The 17868-nt window shown below is 36.5% G+C and carries 19 protein-coding genes and 1 tRNA gene; 13 read left to right on the top strand and 7 right to left on the bottom strand.

Translation table 11 applies throughout. The features are described from left to right. Positions 1-2: 2 nt before the first annotated feature. From ETP70_RS04130 to ETP70_RS04110, 5 genes are read left to right on the top strand one after another with little or no spacing between them, the layout of a single operon-like run. The gene (locus ETP70_RS04130; protein WP_151899990.1) at positions 3-809 is read left to right on the top strand and encodes an ATP-binding protein; all 807 of its coding nucleotides are present in this window, start codon (positions 3-5) and stop codon (positions 807-809) included. Then, a complete protein-coding gene (locus ETP70_RS04125; protein ID WP_151899989.1) occupies positions 802-1626 on the top strand; it encodes a CDC27 family protein in 825 nt (274 codons plus the stop codon). The genes ETP70_RS04130 and ETP70_RS04125 overlap by 8 nt, the downstream gene beginning before the upstream one ends. Then, complete coding sequence (locus tag ETP70_RS04120; RefSeq protein ID WP_151899988.1) at positions 1623-2168, top strand: hypothetical protein; 546 nt, start codon at positions 1623-1625, stop codon at positions 2166-2168. The genes ETP70_RS04125 and ETP70_RS04120 overlap by 4 nt, the downstream gene beginning before the upstream one ends. A gap of 8 nt (positions 2169-2176) precedes the next feature. Then, positions 2177-3913 (top strand): GspE/PulE family protein, encoded by a 1737-nt coding sequence (locus ETP70_RS04115; RefSeq protein ID WP_151899987.1) that lies wholly within the window; start codon positions 2177-2179, stop codon positions 3911-3913. Next, on the top strand, positions 3910-5157 hold the full coding sequence (locus tag ETP70_RS04110; RefSeq protein WP_151899986.1) for a type II secretion system F family protein: 1248 nt from the start codon (positions 3910-3912) through the stop codon (positions 5155-5157). The genes ETP70_RS04115 and ETP70_RS04110 overlap by 4 nt, the downstream gene beginning before the upstream one ends. Here ETP70_RS04110 and ETP70_RS04105 read toward each other — a convergent pair whose 3' ends face one another. Together ETP70_RS04105 and ETP70_RS04100 are read right to left on the bottom strand one after the other, a co-directional pair. Then, entirely contained in the window at positions 5158-5736 is a 579-nt protein-coding gene (locus ETP70_RS04105; protein WP_151899985.1) for a YigZ family protein, read from the bottom strand. Between the two features lie 12 nt (positions 5737-5748). After that, complete coding sequence (locus ETP70_RS04100) at positions 5749-6459, bottom strand: YebC/PmpR family DNA-binding transcriptional regulator (protein WP_151899984.1); 711 nt, start codon at positions 6457-6459, stop codon at positions 5749-5751. A 73-nt stretch (positions 6460-6532) separates the two neighbouring features. Here ETP70_RS04100 and ETP70_RS04095 point away from each other — a divergent pair, with 73 nt between their 5' ends. From ETP70_RS04095 to ETP70_RS04070, 6 genes are read left to right on the top strand one after another with little or no spacing between them, the layout of a single operon-like run. Next, a complete protein-coding gene (locus ETP70_RS04095; protein ID WP_151899983.1) occupies positions 6533-6982 on the top strand; it encodes a hypothetical protein in 450 nt (149 codons plus the stop codon). 3 nt (positions 6983-6985) lie between these two features. Next, positions 6986-8251, top strand: a complete 1266-nt coding sequence (locus tag ETP70_RS04090) for an O-acetylhomoserine aminocarboxypropyltransferase/cysteine synthase family protein (protein ID WP_151899982.1) — start codon at positions 6986-6988, stop codon at positions 8249-8251. A 51-nt stretch (positions 8252-8302) separates the two neighbouring features. Continuing rightward, positions 8303-9409 carry a homoserine O-acetyltransferase MetX gene (gene metX, locus ETP70_RS04085; RefSeq protein WP_151899981.1) on the top strand — a complete coding sequence of 369 codons (1107 nt, stop codon included), beginning with the start codon at positions 8303-8305 and terminating at the stop codon, positions 9407-9409. Continuing rightward, positions 9402-9590, top strand: a complete 189-nt coding sequence (xseB, locus tag ETP70_RS04080; RefSeq protein WP_151899980.1) for an exodeoxyribonuclease VII small subunit — start codon at positions 9402-9404, stop codon at positions 9588-9590. Before metX ends, xseB begins: the two co-directional genes overlap by 8 nt. Then, positions 9587-10402 (top strand): carbon-nitrogen hydrolase family protein, encoded by an 816-nt coding sequence (locus tag ETP70_RS04075; protein ID WP_151899979.1) that lies wholly within the window; start codon positions 9587-9589, stop codon positions 10400-10402. Before xseB ends, ETP70_RS04075 begins: the two co-directional genes overlap by 4 nt. Further along, positions 10402-11076 (top strand): HesA/MoeB/ThiF family protein, encoded by a 675-nt coding sequence (locus ETP70_RS04070; protein WP_151899978.1) that lies wholly within the window; start codon positions 10402-10404, stop codon positions 11074-11076. The genes ETP70_RS04075 and ETP70_RS04070 overlap by 1 nt, the downstream gene beginning before the upstream one ends. 250 nt (positions 11077-11326) lie before the next feature. On the opposite strand, the gene ETP70_RS04065 is transcribed toward ETP70_RS04070, so the two are convergent. From ETP70_RS04065 to rsmH, 5 genes are all read right to left on the bottom strand, one after another. Beyond that, a tRNA-Ile gene (locus ETP70_RS04065) sits at positions 11327-11403 on the bottom strand. Positions 11404-11467: 64 nt separating this feature from the next. Next, positions 11468-11905: a globin domain-containing protein gene (locus tag ETP70_RS04060; protein WP_151899977.1), complete on the bottom strand. Its 438-nt coding sequence runs from the start codon at positions 11903-11905 to the stop codon at positions 11468-11470. Between the two features lie 2 nt (positions 11906-11907). Next, the gene (locus ETP70_RS04055; RefSeq protein ID WP_151899976.1) at positions 11908-15009 is read right to left on the bottom strand and encodes an efflux RND transporter permease subunit; all 3102 of its coding nucleotides are present in this window, start codon (positions 15007-15009) and stop codon (positions 11908-11910) included. A 9-nt stretch (positions 15010-15018) separates the two neighbouring features. Beyond that, the gene (locus ETP70_RS04050) at positions 15019-15297 is read right to left on the bottom strand and encodes a hypothetical protein (RefSeq protein ID WP_151899975.1); all 279 of its coding nucleotides are present in this window, start codon (positions 15295-15297) and stop codon (positions 15019-15021) included. Further along, positions 15294-16220 (bottom strand): 16S rRNA (cytosine(1402)-N(4))-methyltransferase RsmH, encoded by a 927-nt coding sequence (rsmH, locus tag ETP70_RS04045; protein WP_151899974.1) that lies wholly within the window; start codon positions 16218-16220, stop codon positions 15294-15296. Before rsmH ends, ETP70_RS04050 begins: the two co-directional genes overlap by 4 nt. A gap of 108 nt (positions 16221-16328) precedes the next feature. On the opposite strand from rsmH, the gene ETP70_RS04040 reads away from it, so the two are divergent. Both ETP70_RS04040 and ETP70_RS04035 read left to right on the top strand, forming a co-directional pair. Then, complete coding sequence (locus ETP70_RS04040; RefSeq protein ID WP_151899973.1) at positions 16329-17309, top strand: response regulator; 981 nt, start codon at positions 16329-16331, stop codon at positions 17307-17309. A gap of 231 nt (positions 17310-17540) precedes the next feature. Then, positions 17541-17867 (top strand): hypothetical protein, encoded by a 327-nt coding sequence (locus ETP70_RS04035; protein ID WP_151899972.1) that lies wholly within the window; start codon positions 17541-17543, stop codon positions 17865-17867. Position 17868: the final 1 nt, after the last annotated feature.

Raw genomic sequence — 17868 nt, 5'->3', positions numbered from 1 at the left:
ATATGGAGAGTATCTTTGCAAATTCAAAAAATGTTTTCTTAGATACAGTCAATGCCAAGGACTATATACAACTAGACAGAGTTTCCACAATCTATAAATCCTTAAAAGACTCTATATCCAAACCATTAAAGATGGTACTTCTTTTTGGAAAACCGGGAACCGGAAAAAGTATGTTCCTGAGCAAACTCTATGATGATTTAGTGCAAGAGTGCGATATCTATCTTTATGAAACACCTATTTTAGATGAAACAGAATTTTATAAAGTCCTCGCTCAGGATATTTTCAACATCCAATATAATGACACCTTAAACTTAACACAGTTTATGAAAATTGTAAAAGAGAGAACTGTTGAGAAGGCACCAATTGTTTTACTTGATGAAGCACAGCTCTATTCTGAAGTTTTAATGGAAAAAATAAGACTTTTATCAGACACAAGATGTATTAAATTTGTTATAACCCTGCACAAAACAGAAAAAGAAGATCTCATCGCAAAAGAGCATTTTCAAACAAGAATCTGGGAAACTTTTGAACTTGAAAATGCATCAAAAGCAGAACTCAAGATTTATATACAAAAAAAACTTATGAAAGCAAACTGTTTTGATACAGCAAATATGTTTCACACTAAAACAGTAAATAATATCTACAAACTTACACAGGGAAATTACAGAGATACCAATAAACTGCTTTATACTCTTTTTGATATTTATCATACTTATGAACAAAACAGTCATTATTCATTAAGTACTACACATATTCCCAACAAATTCATTGAAATGGCTGCCATACACACAGGACTTATCAATGCTTAATATTCGTGATTTGGAGAAACGTTGGAAAATCTATAAAATAAAATCATTTTTACCTTACTTCATTGTCAGTATTGTTTTGTTCGCGATTGTTCCTGCTGTTTACTACTTTTATACAGCCAACAGTAAAGCTGTATCACAAAAAAAGCCTGTAACAGCAAAAAAAACAGTTCAAAAATCAATTCTTCCGCCAAAAAACCAACCGTCAGCAGTAAAAGTCAAGCCGGTAAAAAAACAACCTGCACCAATGGCTGTACAGCCAAAACCAGTAACAGCACAACCTAAAACAGTTGTCGCAGACAAAACAAAAGAAACCTCTTTCCAAACACTCAAGCCATCAATGAATTTTATGAAAAACATTCAACATGAAGTAAGACAACCACAATACAGATATGAACAAACAAAGCACAAGCATTTCAAAGAAAGAAAAGTTACAGAGGCTGTTCAAGATATCTCAGTCAAATCGCCTTCAATAAAAAAAGAGAAAAAAATCCGTATCACTATCCAGAGAAAAGAGACCCAAAATGATATTTTTGAAATTATCAAGCGTTTTAAAAAGAACAAGAACCCTGCTTTGAGTCTTTTTGTCGCAAAAAAATATTATGAACTTGGAAACTACAAACAGGCATATAATTATGCACTGATTACAAATCAGATTAATTCCAATATTGAGGCAAGCTGGATTGTTTTTGCAAAATCTCTTATGCAGCTTCACCAAAAAAACAAAGCAATCCATACACTGCAGGAATACATAAAAGTTTCACACTCAAGTAATGCCGAAATTCTCTTAAATGAAATCAAATCAGGAAAATTCAGATGAAATTACTACTGCTAATCATGGTTACATGTAACCTTTATGCCTATAATATAAAACAAAATTTATTTACTCTATATCAAAATAAAAAATATGAAGAGGTCTGCACCATAGGTTTTAACAATTTTCAAAGATATAAAAAAGATGAAGAGTTTGTCAGTTTATATGCATTTGGCTGTTTACATTCAGACTATATAGACAGATTGTCAATACCAATAACAATGCTGAAATTTTCAAAAGAAGCTCGTGCAAACTCAGCCTATTTTGCAGTTATTTTGATGCAAAAGAAACTTTTGTACCATGCCCTTATCGACGGATATGAATTATCTCAATATGTTTTGCCATCAACAGATTATATATTGTCAAAAGTCTTTGATTTATATGTAAAACTTGGAAAACACAAACCCAGAACCTTTTATCTGTTCAATGATCCGACAGATAAAAAACTAAGCTATAAACTCTATATTTCAAAAGATGACAGAATAAGCAAGATGATTATTGAAGAATATTATGATACAATAATTTTAAAACGTCACATATACTGGTAGGAGTTATTGTGGATAGAATAACAACTGATTTACTTGCCAACGGCTCAATTATGAAAAGCCAGGTTGACAGGCTTCTGGCAAAAGGAATTAGTGAAAATTTAATTCTCAGAGATATCACACTTTCCGGATTCATGACTATGGATCGTCTTGTAAGATTTATTGTGCAACAAATAAGAGAAGGTGTTTATGATCTCTCCATTATAGACAATTATGATTATATAGAAGAAAAAGCAGTCCTGCAAAGGCTTGCAAAAGAGCTGAATCTTCTTTTTGTTGATCTTGATTCGATTGATATGGATTACAATCTCATTGAAAAAGCTCCTCTGAACCAACTTGAAAAACATAATGCTATTCCTGTTTCACAGGATGATCTGAGTGTTACTGTCGCTTTTAGTGATCCTTTAAACATGGATGCACAAGAAGCTGTCCAAAGACTCTTTCCAAGAAAAGTTCTTAAAATTGCTTTGGCAACAAAAAAACAAATTGTGTCCTATCTCTATAAGATCAGTCTCAAAGACAGTATTAAAGATCTGGTCAAAAAAATACGTGATGAACTAAATTCCATCAGTTCTATTGAGGAGCAACAAGAGGCCTCCTCTATTTTACAACTCATAGATGTTGTTTTAAAAACATGTATTAATGCACGGGCAAGTGATGTCCATATCGAACCTACTGAAAAAAACTGTGTGGTTCGTGGACGTGTTGACGGAAAACTCACAGAAATGTTTATTTTCGAAAAAGACATCTATCCGCCTCTGGCATCAAGACTCAAACTGCTTGCAAATTTGGATATAGCTGAAAAAAGAAAGCCGCAAGACGGCAGATTTTCAACTTCTGTAGGGGCAAAAGAGTATGATTTTCGTATATCAACACTGCCCATTCTTTATGGCGAATCAATTGTTATGCGTGTTTTAGACAAACAAAAAGCGCTTGTAAAACTGGAAGATGCCGGGATGGACGCCAACAGCTATCAAAAACTGCTCAAGGGTCTCAAAACTCCTTATGGAATTATTCTGGTTACAGGCCCTACAGGGAGTGGTAAAACAACTACTTTATATGGTGCATTAAATGAGCTGAGAAATGTTGAAGACAAAGTTATTACTGTTGAAGACCCCGTAGAGTACAGAATGAATCTTATTCAACAGGTACAGGTAAATGCAAAAGTAGGTTTGAGTTTTGCTGATGCGCTCAGGTCAATTTTAAGACAAGATCCGGATAAAATTATGATTGGTGAAATTCGAGACCAGGAGACTCTCGAAATTGCCATAAAAGCAGCACTTACCGGTCATATGGTTATATCTACGCTTCATACAAATGATGCAATCAGTGCAATACCCAGAATGGCCGACATGGGAATAGAACACTACCTCATCAGTGGTGCACTTGTAGCCATTCAGGCACAAAGACTTGTACGAAAGATATGCAGACACTGCAAAGCAGAAGACACACTTTCAGCATCCGTTTTGGAAGAGATAGACGGGGTTGTGCCTGAAGGGACAATCTTTTACAAAGGCAGAGGGTGTAAAGAGTGTTCAGATACAGGATATATGGGAAGAGAAATGATTTGTGAAGTACTTAATATTTCAGAAGAACTCTCTTCTTTGATTGCCAAAGGTGCATCAAAAGAACAGATGCTTGAACAGGCAAAAAAAGAGGGATTTGTCGGACTCTTTCAAAATGGTATCCAAAAAGCAATTGACGGAATAACCAGCATAGAAGAGATATTAAAGGTAGCCAAGGGATGAAGTATTTTATAGCCACTGTTTTAACAAAAGGAAGAAAAGAGGAGATTGGACTCTATGCTGAAAACAAAAAAGAAGCAAACAGTTATGCCAAACTGAAATTTTCCGGTATCATCATCAAGGTTTCAGAAGCGCAGGAGCCTCTTGAAGTACAACTTAAAAGATTTAAAACAAATTTTTTATCAAATATAAAAAAAAGAAAAATCAAACCTGATGCTCTTATTGCTGCTATCCGGCAACTGGCTGTTATGACAAATGCCGGTATTTCCATCCATGATTCTCTGACAGAGATAGCAAATGCAACAACAGACGAAGCCCTCAAGAGTGTTTTTTCAAAAATTGCAGAAGATATCAATGCAGGACACTCCATTTCATCTGCCATGCAGAACTTCCGGTATGAACTTGGAAATCTTACAATTGCGATGGTCGAACTCGGAGAAAAGACAGGTAATCTGGATGAAGCCTTATACTCTTTGGCAAATATGCTTGAAGAGATACGGGCCAATGTTGTAAAGTTTAAAAAAGCGATGGCATACCCGCGAAATGTCATGATTGCCATGGCTATAGCGTTTACAGTTTTAATATCCTACGTTGTCCCTCAGTTTAAAGCTATATTTGAAGAACTTCATGCCGAACTGCCTCTGCCGACAGTTATTCTTTTAAAACTTGAATATATTTTCAATAACTTCGGCCCCTATGTTTTAGCCGGATTGGCTGTAGCATTTTTAATATTCAAATATCTTATCAACAATTATGAACATATAAGATACGGTTGGCATAAATTTTTACTGAGAGTTTATCTCATAAAAAATATTATTAAATTTGCAACTTTAAGTAGATTTACCCTTGTATTTTCTGAACTTATCCGTGCCGGAATTCCAATAGCTGAAGCTCTTGACACCGCCACAGCAATGGTAGACAATCTTCCTCTCAAAAGAAAACTCCAATCAGTCATCAGCACTGTAGAAAAAGGAGGAACACTGAATAAAGGACTTGAGGAAACAGGACTTTTTGAAAATATGATTATTCAGATGATTCGTGCCGGAGAAGACAGTGGTACCCTTGATACGATGATTAAAAAAGTTGCAGAATACTATAAGATGCGATTTGATGCCATTATAGACGGTTTAAGTGAAGCCATTGAACCAATTATGCTGCTTATTATAGCTTCTATGGTTATATTACTGGCACTTGGTATTTTCTTGCCAATGTGGGATATGGGCAATGCGGTGCAGGGAAGAAGATAGCTACACCGCACTAACAGTTGCTACTCTGGCAGTTTTGGAAAGAAAATTTTTCATATTTTCTTCACTGGCTGTAACCGTATAAGAGACTTTTTCATCAAACTCTTTTTGAGAAACAGTGACAGCAAACTCTTTGCACTCATACTCTATAAAGCGCACATCACTGTAATCAAAAACAATTTTTTGCGTCAATTCTTTTTTATACTCATACAGCTCTGCTTTTTCAATTACTAAATTCACAGCATCACTGTATGCCCTGACCAATCCGCCCGTTCCTAACTTTGTACCGCCAAAATAGCGTACGACAATCACGGCAGTATTGATAAGTTTCTGTCCTTGCAAAACCATCAGAGAGGGTTTTCCCGATGTTCCGGAAGGTTCACCGTCATCACTTGAGTGTTCAACTGTTTGATCATACTTATTCAGGTATCTGTATGCCGTTACAAAATGCCGTGCTTTAGGATGTTCTTCTTTTAGTTTATGAAGCAGCATTTCATATTTGTCGTATGGCACCAGGTAAGCAATAAACTTTGACTGCTTCACTTCAAGAGTATTTGCATACTCTTCTTTTATAGAGTACATGTAAAGTATATTTTACGCTAAATTTGTATAAACTTTTTGAACATCCTCATCATCTTCGAGTCTTTCTAAAATTTTATCTACATCAGCCTGCTCTTCTTCGCTGATTTGTATCGGAGTATTTGCAATTCGCTCAAGTGTTGCTTTTGTAATTTCTACACCCATTTTTTCCAGTGCTTCATTCATCGTACCAAAACTTGTATAGTCAGCTGTCACTAAAACAACTCCGTCTTCTGTTTCTATCTCTTCAAGCCCTGCATCTATAAGTTCAAGTTCCAGTTCTTCTATATCCATATCTTCTGAAAGTGGAAATTCAAAAAGAGCTTTTCTCGAAAACATAAATTCCAAAGAACCGTTTGTAAGCATTTCTCCACCGTTCTTATTTAAAATACTTTTGACATTTGCTACTGTTCTTGTGTTGTTATCAGTTGCACACTCAATAAAAAGCAGTACACCGTGAGGCGCTTTTCCCTCAAAATTTACCTCTTTCATATCGGCACTGTCTTTGGCAGTCGCCCTTTTTATAGCCGCATCAATATTGTCTTTTGGCATATTTTCAGCTTTTGCATTTAAAATTGCAGTTCTAAGCTTAGCATTCATATCAGGATCACATCCACCCTCTTTTGCCGCCATTGTGATAACTTTACCAAGTTTTGGGAACAATTTGGACATTGCTCCCCATCTTTTTAATTTTGATGCTTTTCTATATTCAAACGCTCTACCCATAAAAAAATTCCTTATTCCGATTATTTTTGAAATTATACCATTTTAGGTGTATAATACGACACAAGGAACATTAATGAGGCTCAGTTTTAGATTAAAACATCATTTTTTCAGTGCTTTTCGCGAACTCTTTGTACACCATCACGGTTCATTGGAATTTCGTGCAAAAATTTTTGCCCTGATAATTGCAGCCAATAAAGAAGCAACAGTGGAAAGCTATATCCTTATAAAAAATATTGGACTGGATCTCTACAAAGAAGATACTGACAGAGCAAATCTTCTGATGCTTTCAACAAAAGAACTTGTCAAAAAAGTACAAGACAACAATGGTTTAAATATTGACGCACTTGTTTTAAACATACAAAAAGAGTTGAAAATAATTCCCAGATACGCACATAAAATAGATATCGATTCACTTCGCAGACTACTCCAGTATACTTATGATACGGACACTTTGGCCTACCAGGAAAATATTTTAGAATTTTTACAAAAAATTAAAGATGAAACACTCAATGACAAAGGATAACCTGTGGATATACAAACATTAGCACTCCATGCCGGATATGAAAAAGATACGCAAGGGACTATGGCGGTTCCGATTTATCAGACAACTGCCTATGAGTTTCGTGATGTAGAACATGCTGCGAATCTTTTTTCATTAAAAGAACTCGGCAACATATACACACGTCTTAACAATCCTACAACGGATGTTTTTGAAAAACGTTTTGCAGCACTTGAAGAGGGTGAAGCAGCCATTGCTACAGCAAGCGGTATGAGTGCAATCTTTTTTGCAATTGCCAATGCAGCCCAGGCAGGAGACAACATTATTTGCGCCAAGCAGCTTTATGGAGGAAGCTTGACGCTCAGCACGCATACACTCAAACGTTTTGGCATAGAAGCCAGATTTTTTGATGTGCATCAACCCAAAGAGATAGAAGCACTTATTGATGAAAATACAAAAATAATCTTTTTTGAATCATTGACTAATCCGAGTATTGATGTTGCGGATATAGAGGCAATTACCTCCATTGCAGACAAATATAATATTTTAACTGTTGTTGACAATACAGTTGCAACCCCTGCTTTGTGCCGTCCTTTTGAGTTTGGAGCAGATATTACTGTACACAGTGCCAGTAAATATACTACAGGTCAGGGGCTTGCCATAGGCGGAATCATGGTTGAGAAAAAGAATCTTGCAGAAAAACTCAAAGACAATCCGAGATATGCTCATTTTAATGAACCTGATGCCTCGTACCACGGACTTGTCTACACAGATGTCGGGCTTCCTCCCTACACACTTCGCGCCCGTCTTTCCCTTTTGCGTGATTTGGGTGCTGTTGTCTCTCCGTTTAATTCATGGCTCTTTATTCAAGGAATGGAAACACTTCCCTTACGCATGAGAGAACATTCAAAAAATGCACTTTTACTGGCAGAATTTTTAGAATCACATCCTAAAGTAAAAAAAGTAAACTACCCTGGCTTAAAAAGTAATCCTAACTATAAGAATGCCCAAAAATACTTTCAAGACGGTTTGTGCAGTGGACTGCTCAGTTTTGAGGTTGAAAATTTTGATGAAGCAACAAAAATTGTCAATGCCACAAAACTCTATTCACTTGTTGTCAATATCGGTGATTCAAAATCGATTATTACGCACCCTGCTTCGACAACACACCAGCAACTCTCACATGAAGAACTGCTTGCCTGTGGTGTTCCTGAAGGTCTGATTAGAATTTCCTGTGGTTTGGAGAGTCCAAAAGATTTAATTGAAGATATGAAAGAGGCACTTGAAGCATAATTAAGACTCTTTTGCTAAAATACTGTTACTAATTTTCGGAGAGCAATCACCTTGTCTTTAAACCTGCAAACGCATACAGAACATTTTACAAACCCGCTTTATCTTGAAAGCGGGCGTATTTTAGAACCGTATGATATTATTTATGAAACCTATGGCACACTTAATGAAGAGAAGAGCAATGTAGTGGTTGTCTGTCACGCACTTACCGGTTCACATCATGCTGCAGGACTGTATGAAGATGATGCAAAACCCGGCTGGTGGGATGGCTTTATCGGTCCGGGAAAAGCCATTGATACTGACAGATATTTTGTAATATGCTCAAATGTCATAGGCAGCTGTTTTGGTTCCACAGGTCCTATGAGCATGCAGTACCCCCATCACGAACCCTACCGTTACAAATTTCCGGTTGTCAGCATAAAAGACATGGTAAAAGCACAGCGTATTTTGTTTGACAGGCTCGATATTCACAGAGTACATGCAATAATCGGCGGTTCCATGGGCGGTATGCAGGCACTGCAGTTTGCCATACACTATCCAAACTTTGCCAACAAAATTATTGCAATGGCAACAACACATGCAACACAGCCATGGGCAATAGCTTTTAACAAAGTTGCGCAGGAATCCATTCTCAATGATCCTGATTTCAAACAGGGATATTATGATCCGAATCTTCTCAAAGAACAGGGACTCTCCGGGATGGCAGTCGGTCGTATGGCGGGGCATATCAGCTTTTTGTCTCCAGAATCAATGCGTGAAAAATTTGGCAGAGAGTATAAACTCACAGATGGGCTGTATGAGCTTTTTGGAAAGTTTCAGGTAGAGTCTTATCTGGAATACAACGGGTACAATTTTACAAAATGGTTTGATCCCTTGTCCTATCTTTATATCACAAAAGCCATTAACATATATGACCTGTCTCGAGGATTTGACTCGCTGGATGAAGCACTTAAAAGAATAACCTCTGCTCTGTATCTGATAAGTTTTAAAAATGATCTGCTGTTTAAAAACACTGAAATGCAAGAAATGGCACAGATACTCAAAAAAATAGGAAACAGAAATCATGATTATATAGATATTGACAGCAACTATGGTCATGACGCATTTTTGGTAGAGCTTGATAAATTTGAAAACAATGTAAAGGATGCACTCAATGGCTAAAGAAAAATTTGAAAAAAAACTCCAAAATGCCAAAGAAATTTTGGAAACACTTATGAGCCCCGAGATTACACTTGAAGAAAGTGTAAAAGCCTATGAAAAAGGCATGAAAGAGTTGGCCGAAGCACAAAAAATGCTTGAAGAAGCTCAAATCAAAATTCAAAATTTAAAAACTACGCAATGAGAGCGGCAGTTTTACAGCTCAATGCACAGGGAATGAGTTCTACAAAACTTTATAACTATATTCGGATAGCCAGTAAAAAAGGCGTCAAAGTCCTACTTCTTGGTGAATACGTTCTCAATCCTTTTTTCAAAGAACTCGAACAGATGTCTGTCTCTATGATAAAAGAGCAGGCACTCCATCAGATTAAAATCCTCAAAGAACTCTCTTTAACATACAGTATAACAATAATCGCTCCCTTGGTTATTGTCAAAAAAGATAAGATTTACAAATGCATTGCAAAGTTTTCTCCAACATCTGCCTCTTACTACAATCAGCAAATCCTTATTAACTATGCCCACTGGAATGAAGAAAAATTCTTTGCAAATGCACTTGCACCACTGCTCTCCCCTATGGTTTTTAAAATTGACGGCTTCAAATTTGCGGTAATGAACGGATTTGAACTTCATTTTGATGAATTTTTTGCTAAACTTAGAAATAAAAACATAGACTGTTTGCTTGTACCGAGCGTTTCAACTTTTGACTCTTATGAGAGATGGAAAGCATTAATACTCACAAGAGCATTTACACACAATATGTATATACTCAGAGCCAACAGAATCGGTGAGTATCAGGACAAAGAGTTTGTATGGAAATTTTACGGTGATTCTATATTGGCATCCCCGAATGCGGAAGTTTTAAACCATTTGGGAAATACTGAAGAGTTAATGATAGTTGATATGAGTCATACAGAGGTAGTGCGCTCTCGTCGCACATGGGGATTTAAAGAAGCTATCAGCAAGAGAGCATTAAAACTTACAAAAAAGGATTTATAATGATGGAGTATTTTCACAGACAGGTGCAACTTTGGGGAGAAGAGACACAAAAAAATCTTCAAACAAAAAAAATAGCAATTGTTGGAGCAGGAGGGCTTGGTTCTTCGCTTGCCTTTGCTTTGGGATCAACAGGAATCGGAGAAATCCACATTATAGATTTTGATGAAGTCAGTCTGCATAACATTCATAGACAAATCGCTTTTAAACTAGGAGATGAAGGGAAGAACAAGGCAAAAATAAATGCTGAAATTATACAACAGCGATGTCCCTTCACAAAAGCTGTTTCCCATGAGTGTAATTTTGAAGAGTGGAGCAAAAAAAACATTACAGTGGATCTCATTTTAGATGCCACAGATAATCTTCCTACACGCGGGGATATTAACACGTATGCAAAAAAAGTCAATACACCCTGGATTTATGGAAGTGTAGAAGCATTTCACGGACAGGTCTGTTTTTTTGACAAATCATCTTTTAATGACGCCTTTAAAATTGTACAAAAAACACCCGCAGGTATTGCAGCACCGATTGTTATGCACATAGCATCTCTGCAGGCAAACCTTGCTTTGAGATTCTTGGCGGGTTTACATGTAAAGAAAGATTTGCTTTATTATCTTTTTTTTAATGAAGAAGGAGAATTGATTACTCAGAAATTCGGATTGCCAACAGCGGATTAGTTACAAACAAAAGAGGGAACGAAAAATGTTATGTTTGCCCCTTATTTTAACCCGCCAATTCTAATATCAAGTGCAATTTTTTAAAAGTAAGTTGAAAGGCAGGGTTAACTGATAACCTGCTAATCTATTTCAACCAAAAAATAAAAATTGACAAAGCATAAAAAAATAGTTCCAAGAGTGTTGAAAAATTTTGTTGAAAAAACAATACACCAATTCAAATTTAAAGTTCGTTGTTTAGGGGGTTTGTAAGTGGTGGGTTCTGAGTGACTCGAACACTCGACCGCTCGGTTATGAGCCGAGAGCTCTAACCAACTGAGCTAAGAACCCACTTATTGTTGGTAGGTCGGAATTATACAAGGAGCTTCCTTATATAATCCTTATTATGCGGTTACTACTGCGTATTTATCATCCAGATGGAAAATATATCCAAATATCTCCAAAATGAGTACAGTGATGTTTCTGTCACCCCTTTTTCTTTTAGCTCTTCAATGAGCGGCTTATAGAGTTCCAGCCATGTTTGACGTGCTTTTGCATCAATGCGAAACGGTGCGTGACGACCTACCATTTGCGGTGCCCCTCTGTTTTGATTAAAATACTTCGGTCCTCCGCATATTTGAATGAAAAAATCTGCCGAATTCACTTTTGCTTTTTCAAATTCTGCATCATCCTGAGGAAAAAGATGAGAAATATCACTCTGTTTTATTGCATCATAGTGTTTGGAAATCAGTTCCCTGATGCCTTCCTCCCCTACTTCCAGCAAAAACTCCGGTATTGGTTTTGTCACCGGTGGTCTTACACCAAACTGCGCCTGACTTATTTCTAAATTCATTTTTATCCTTTGTTTGCTTGAGGTGGTTTGATTTTATATACAACAGCATAAAGCAAGGGGACATACAACAGATTTAACACTGTCGCCCATGCGATACCATATCCCAAAGATATTGCCATCGGTTGGAGTATTTTTGCCTGACCTGATGCAAAAAATATAAGTGTTAAAAGCCCCAGTACGGTTGTCAGCGATGTCAAAAGAATCGGTCTGAGTCGTGTTTGCGCTCTTTTCATCAGATCTTCTGTATTTTTGGCATTTTTTATAAAATCTACCATGATAAGCCCGTCATTGACAACAACACCTGCAAGCCCTACTATACCTATGAGTCCCGGCATAGTCAGGTTTAGCCCCATTATCCAGTGTCCCACATAAACACCCAGAAGTACAAGAGGAATTGTACTGATAACAATTAAAGATTTTCTTATAGAATCAAAGAGCCACACCAAAGTAATAAAAATTAAAAATATTGCTATAAGCGCCGACTGCATCATCTCTCTTTTGTTTTTGTTATTCTCTTTTTCTTCTCCTTTGATATCTACAGCAATGCCCTCTTTTTTAAACTTTTGCAGTGTCGGTTGAAGTTTTTTCATGAGTTCGGATGATGTTATAATTTTTTTGTCTGTAGAAGCATAAACACTGCGTACTCTTTTGCCGTTTTCTTTTTTAAGCGTTACAAAGCTTTGTATATACTCAAAATCACATATCTCTTTTAAGGCAACATATTTGTCTGATCCCGGAACCTGCAATTCAATTGTATGTATGGAACGTATCTCTTTATTTACATTGCTGTCAAGTCGTATACGCACCAAGCCCTGGTCATTAAAAAGTTTCCCGTATTCCCCTTTAAGATAATATGCCCGCAGTTCATTTGAAACATCCTGTTCGGTAAAGCCCAGTTCCTGACCATATCTGTTTACATGTAACTTTAATTCTTTCTCACCGAGCGTTGCATCATCTGCTATATTGTAAACACCCTTGATACCTGCGAGTTCTTTTTCAAGAATTTTCAGATAGGGTACAACACTTTGGGCATTTTTTGTACTCAAACCAATTTCGACATCATGTGCTATCACCCCTGCACCAGGTACTTTCACAACAAGTTCTTCAAAAGCTGATTTTTGATTTTTCAATACTTCTTTAATCTCTTTTGCTATCTCTTTTGCATCTTTTTTACGTGTTTGTACTCCAGGGTTGTATTCTATAGAGAGATAAGGACTGATGTATGTATCAAAAAAATTCTCAGGCGCGCGCTCATGTAAATCTATAAATATATGAAACATATTTTCACCGAGTTCGGCTCTGTTTTTGGCATCCATTTTAAAACCGATAACAGAAGTTACAGAGGAGACATCTTCATTATTTATGTTTTTAAGGATGATATTCTCCAGTTTTGTTACAATTTTTTCCGTATCTTTGAGTTCATTGTTAATATTGACCTTTCCATAGACATATATTTGAGTATTGTCAAAATCCGGAAAAAGCTGAAATTTTGCATTTTTAATCATTACAAATTCAAGTAAAACAATGCTCACAACAATAACACTCAAAGAGAGAAACTTTCTTCTAAAAAGAAAATGCAGGGCTGTACTGTACCAGTCATGCATTTTCTGCCAAAATCGTTTTGTAAAACTCCCTTCTTTGGAGACTTTCAAAAAGTCATGTGCATGCAAAGGAAGAAAATAAAAAGCTTCAAAGAGTGAAGAGAGTAAAAGGACCGTTATCATTATAGGAATTATCTTAATAAACATTCCCATTTCACCTGTCATCAAGAGCATAGGTAAAAATGCGAAAACTGTTGTAAGCGTTGCCGTAAGTACGGCAGGAAACATCTCTGCCGCACCTGTTATGACCGCTTCTTTTCTATCCATCCCCTCTTCAAGGTGCCTGTAGATGTTCTCAGCTACAACTATTGCCTCATCAACGAGCATTCCAAGCGCAATCAGTGCTCCCAGAAGAGAGAGCATATTAAGACTGTCTCCCAATATCTCTGTCACGATAAGCCCTATCATAAAACTTACAGGAATACCGAGTGCAACAACAAAGGCTATACCTCTGTTGATAAAAATCAGCATTGCCAAAAAAACAAGCATCAAACCAAACATTATATTTGAAAAGACGGTATTGAGGCGGTTTTTAATCCATACAGAAGTATCTGTGTAGATGTTATAATCCAAATCAGGATGTTTTGCTTCTTGTTTTTTTAAAAGTTCTCGTATCTCTTTTACCAAAGCAATGGCATTGCCGTTTTTGCTCTTTGTGACATTTATTGAAATATTTCGTACCCCATTATAGTGGGAGAGTTCCACCTCATCACTCAACTTGAAAGAAACCTCTGCAATATCGCCGATTTTAACTCTTTTTCCACCAACATCAATCAGTGTATTTTCAACCGCCTTTTGTGTCTTTTCACCGTTGTATGTAGAAATATAAAGATGATTTGCTTTTTGTTTGATAGTGCCTATGGGAAAAATCGAACTTATTTTGGAGAGTTGTGCGACAACCAGTGTTGAGGAGAGTCCGTAGGCTCTTATTTTTTGCGGATTAAGCTGTATATCCAACTCTTCATCGGCATCACCACGAATTGTAATGTCGCTCAAATCTTTAAACTTGCTTAATTCTGTTTTAAGTTCATCTGCATGTTTTAGCAGTGTTTCTTTAGGAACATCACCGGAGAGAGCTATAAGAACAAGGGGAAATGCATGTGTTTTGATTTTGGCAACAGGCTCATTCATATCCGCCGGCAAATCTTTTTTTACACTGCTCACCACATCTTTGACATCATTGAGTACTGTAATATTGTCCGAACCGTTCTTAATGTCTGCACTGATACTGAATGAACCGTTTTTGATACTGCTTTTTATATCTTCAAGTGCATCAATATTCTGCAAATCATTTTCAATGCTCTGCACAACCATTTTGTCCAAAATATCAGCCGATGTTCCGGCATAACCGCCTTTTATGGTTATTTTATCCATATTCATCGGAGGGAAAATCTCTTTGGGTATATTGATATACGCAAAAATGGAGAGCATAAAAATAAAGAGTAATAGTATATGATTTAAAAGTGGTTTTTCTGTAGCAAATTCTATAAACTTACGAATCACTGCTGTTCCTTAAAAGAGAGTATCTAGTATTTGATTTTTAAATTTTATCGACTCAACAGAAGCACGGATGAGTTTGTTTTCTTCTTTGAGCGTATCATACTCTACTTTGAGTTTTGCAATATCTCTGCTTTTAAAGTAAATTTGCTCTGTAATGTAAATTTTAGGAAATGCAAACATGGCTATAAATGTCAACACCAGCAACATATATAAAAAATAGTTCAGACCTAACTTTTGTTTTGATATGACCAGATTATCAAGTTCATCTAAAAGTTCGTTCTTTTCGCTCATTTTTCACCCATTTGGAACAGACGCATTTTTGCGCTGCGGCTCCTGACATTTTCTTTGAGTTCTTCATCTGTAGCCGTAATCGGTTTTTTCGTTAAAATCTTTCCTAACTGATTATTGTTTCCGCATGTACAGCGAAATGCCTCAGGAGGACATATGCATGATTTGGACCATTTGGAAAACTCTCTTTTAACAATCCTGTCTTCAAGAGAGTGAAAAGATATTATTGCTACTTTTGCATCCGGCAGTTTTGCTTCTTCTATGCTCTTGAGCAGTGATCTGAGTTCACCGAGTTCATCATTTACTTCTATGCGGATTGCCTGCATCAAAAGTGTTGCAGGATGAATTTTCTTGCCTCTTGGCATATGTGGTTTGACGGCTTCACTTAACTCTTTTGCAGAAACAAAAGGACGGTTTTGTACAATAGCATCTGCAATTTTTTTATAGTTTCTGAGTTCTCCGTATTCTAAAAGTATTTTTTCAAGTTCGCTTTTAGCATATTCATTCACTACATGTAAAGCACTCAGTGGTGCTTCTTTGTCCATACGCATGTCAAGTGTCTCACTCTCGTACGAAAAGCCCCTCTCTTTTTGGTCAAGCTGCAAAGAAGACACCCCTATGTCTGCAAGGATGCCTTTAATTTCGCCGGGATCAACCTCTTGCAAAATTTCTTGCATCACATTTGAAAAACGGCCTTTTCTTATACTTACTCTCTTACCGTATTGTTCAAGACGTTTTGTTGAAAAGTCTATAGCGGTCTGATCCTGATCAATTGCTATGAGTTTTATATTTGGATTGGCTTCAAGTATCATACAGGAGTGTCCGCCGTACCCCATGGTACAGTCTATCACTATACCCTCTTGTAAATCTTTAAAAGCTTCGACAACCTCTTTATATAAAACCGGAACATGTGGAATATTTTGCAAAAGACACCCTGTCAATAGAAATTTATTAGTGATTATACAGCAAATTTGATTTAGGTTTAATTTTTTATACTGTATGATTTACTCCAAGAACAAAAAAAGGGTCTTCTTATGGTTTTACAGTATCAAAATGAGTTACTTGCTCTGGCAGCTATATTTCTGCTCATACTCATTTATCTTGGAATAAAACGAAAAAACAAAACAGAAGCTGACACAAAAGCGGCTAAAAAAGAAGAAGCACTCAAAGCAGAGCAAAGTGGACAAAGTACTGCAACACCACAAAAAAAGATTCAAGAAAAAAAAATACAACATTCTGTGCCAAGGCATGCAAAGATAACAAAAGAAGATTTTAAAATATTTGCCGGGGAAAGAATTCTTTTGGCCGAAGACAATCTCATCAACCAAAAAGTAATCCTTGGAGTCCTTGGAGACAGCGGTATAGAAGTAGTTGTGGCAAATGACGGACAGGAAGCACTTGACATCCTCAAAACAGACAAAAACTTTCTCATTATACTCATGGACGCGCATATGCCGAGAGTTGACGGGTTTGAAGCCACCAGAGCTATCAGACATGATCCGCAGAACAATCATATCCCCGTCATTGCACTGAGTGGAGATACGGCAAGTGATGACATTAGAAAAATGAAAGAAGCCGGTATGGATGAACATCTTGAAAAGCCTTTGCAGGTCGGTGCTTTGTATGATATTTTGTATCATTACTCAAGCAGAATCTCTTCTGCTGAAGAGAATTCTTCGGATTTACCAACTTTAGATACACACAGAGGATTGCAGGTATGCGGGAATGACAGTGGTTTTTACCATGATATTTTAAAAGAGTTTCTTGTCGCCTACAGCAACTCAGCAGAGGAGTTGGAAATTTTATTCAAAAACAATAAAACAGATCAGGCTGACAGTCTGTTACTTGACATCATCGGTGTCTCTGCAAATATTGGGGCGGATGCTTTAACTGCCTGTGCAAACGATATTAAAAACAAAATAGCTGAAAATGAAAGTAGCGATCTTACTTTATATAAGAAAAGAGTTCAAGAACTTATCCAAAGCATTGAGAATTATTTTCTTACATGTAAGTAACGGGATAAGCCTAAGCAACTTACATATAAGAAAAACTATTACCAATCTACACATATAAATAATTCCTTAAATAAATAACAAAATTCATTCACCTAATGTAACACTAATTATAAAAATAAGATAAAATCATTATGTTAGTCAATAAAATTGATTTATATCAATATTATTGGTATCAGAAAAGACTAGAATACATATGATTCTAAAATATTAACAGAGTTTAAGGAGTGTAAAATGATCGATCCATCTATAATCAGACCGGAAATTGCGTTGGATGATTTTCTAACTATATTTGTATCGTCAGCACTTGTGTTAGTTTTTGGAGGATTTTATGTTGGTATATATACTGCAGTAAAAGTTAAACTACTAAAACCGTGGAGTATGCTTTTTGCATACATGTTTTGGGTATTGACTGCCTATTGTTTGTATTTAATGGGAAGTTTAATGCATGTCGGGGAATTTACTGCAAAAGCTTTAGTTGTCGCAGCAATTGGATTGTTTTTACTTCCATTTGCTGTTTATTATATGCAAAATCAGGTTCATGAAGAAAATGAACACTGAT

Source organism: Sulfurimonas hydrogeniphila (assembly GCF_009068765.1).
In the GTDB taxonomy this organism is placed as follows: domain Bacteria; phylum Campylobacterota; class Campylobacteria; order Campylobacterales; family Sulfurimonadaceae; genus Sulfurimonas; species Sulfurimonas hydrogeniphila.
The sequence above is the reverse complement of the archived record's forward strand: the minus strand, read 5'-3'. Positions and strand labels throughout refer to the sequence as shown.

Bases quoted from the DNA above. Each gene is read 5' to 3' on its own strand.
- ETP70_RS04130 (WP_151899990.1), top strand. From the start codon at position 3: ATGGAGAGTATCTTTGCAAATTCAAAAAATGTTTTCTTAGATACAGTC.
- ETP70_RS04125 (WP_151899989.1), top strand. From the start codon at position 802: ATGCTTAATATTCGTGATTTGGAGAAACGTTGGAAAATCTATAAAATA.
- ETP70_RS04120 (WP_151899988.1), top strand. From the start codon at position 1,623: ATGAAATTACTACTGCTAATCATGGTTACATGTAACCTTTATGCCTAT.
- ETP70_RS04110 (WP_151899986.1), top strand. From the start codon at position 3,910: ATGAAGTATTTTATAGCCACTGTTTTAACAAAAGGAAGAAAAGAGGAG.
- ETP70_RS04105 (WP_151899985.1), bottom strand. From the start codon at position 5,736: ATGTACTCTATAAAAGAAGAGTATGCAAATACTCTTGAAGTGAAGCAG.
- ETP70_RS04100 (WP_151899984.1), bottom strand. From the start codon at position 6,459: ATGGGTAGAGCGTTTGAATATAGAAAAGCATCAAAATTAAAAAGATGG.
- ETP70_RS04095 (WP_151899983.1), top strand. From the start codon at position 6,533: ATGAGGCTCAGTTTTAGATTAAAACATCATTTTTTCAGTGCTTTTCGC.
- xseB (WP_151899980.1), top strand. From the start codon at position 9,402: ATGGCTAAAGAAAAATTTGAAAAAAAACTCCAAAATGCCAAAGAAATT.
- ETP70_RS04075 (WP_151899979.1), top strand. From the start codon at position 9,587: ATGAGAGCGGCAGTTTTACAGCTCAATGCACAGGGAATGAGTTCTACA.
- ETP70_RS04070 (WP_151899978.1), top strand. From the start codon at position 10,402: ATGATGGAGTATTTTCACAGACAGGTGCAACTTTGGGGAGAAGAGACA.
- ETP70_RS04060 (WP_151899977.1), bottom strand. From the start codon at position 11,905: ATGAATTTAGAAATAAGTCAGGCGCAGTTTGGTGTAAGACCACCGGTG.
- ETP70_RS04050 (WP_151899975.1), bottom strand. From the start codon at position 15,297: ATGAGCGAAAAGAACGAACTTTTAGATGAACTTGATAATCTGGTCATA.
- ETP70_RS04040 (WP_151899973.1), top strand. From the start codon at position 16,329: ATGGTTTTACAGTATCAAAATGAGTTACTTGCTCTGGCAGCTATATTT.
- ETP70_RS04035 (WP_151899972.1), top strand. From the start codon at position 17,541: ATGATCGATCCATCTATAATCAGACCGGAAATTGCGTTGGATGATTTT.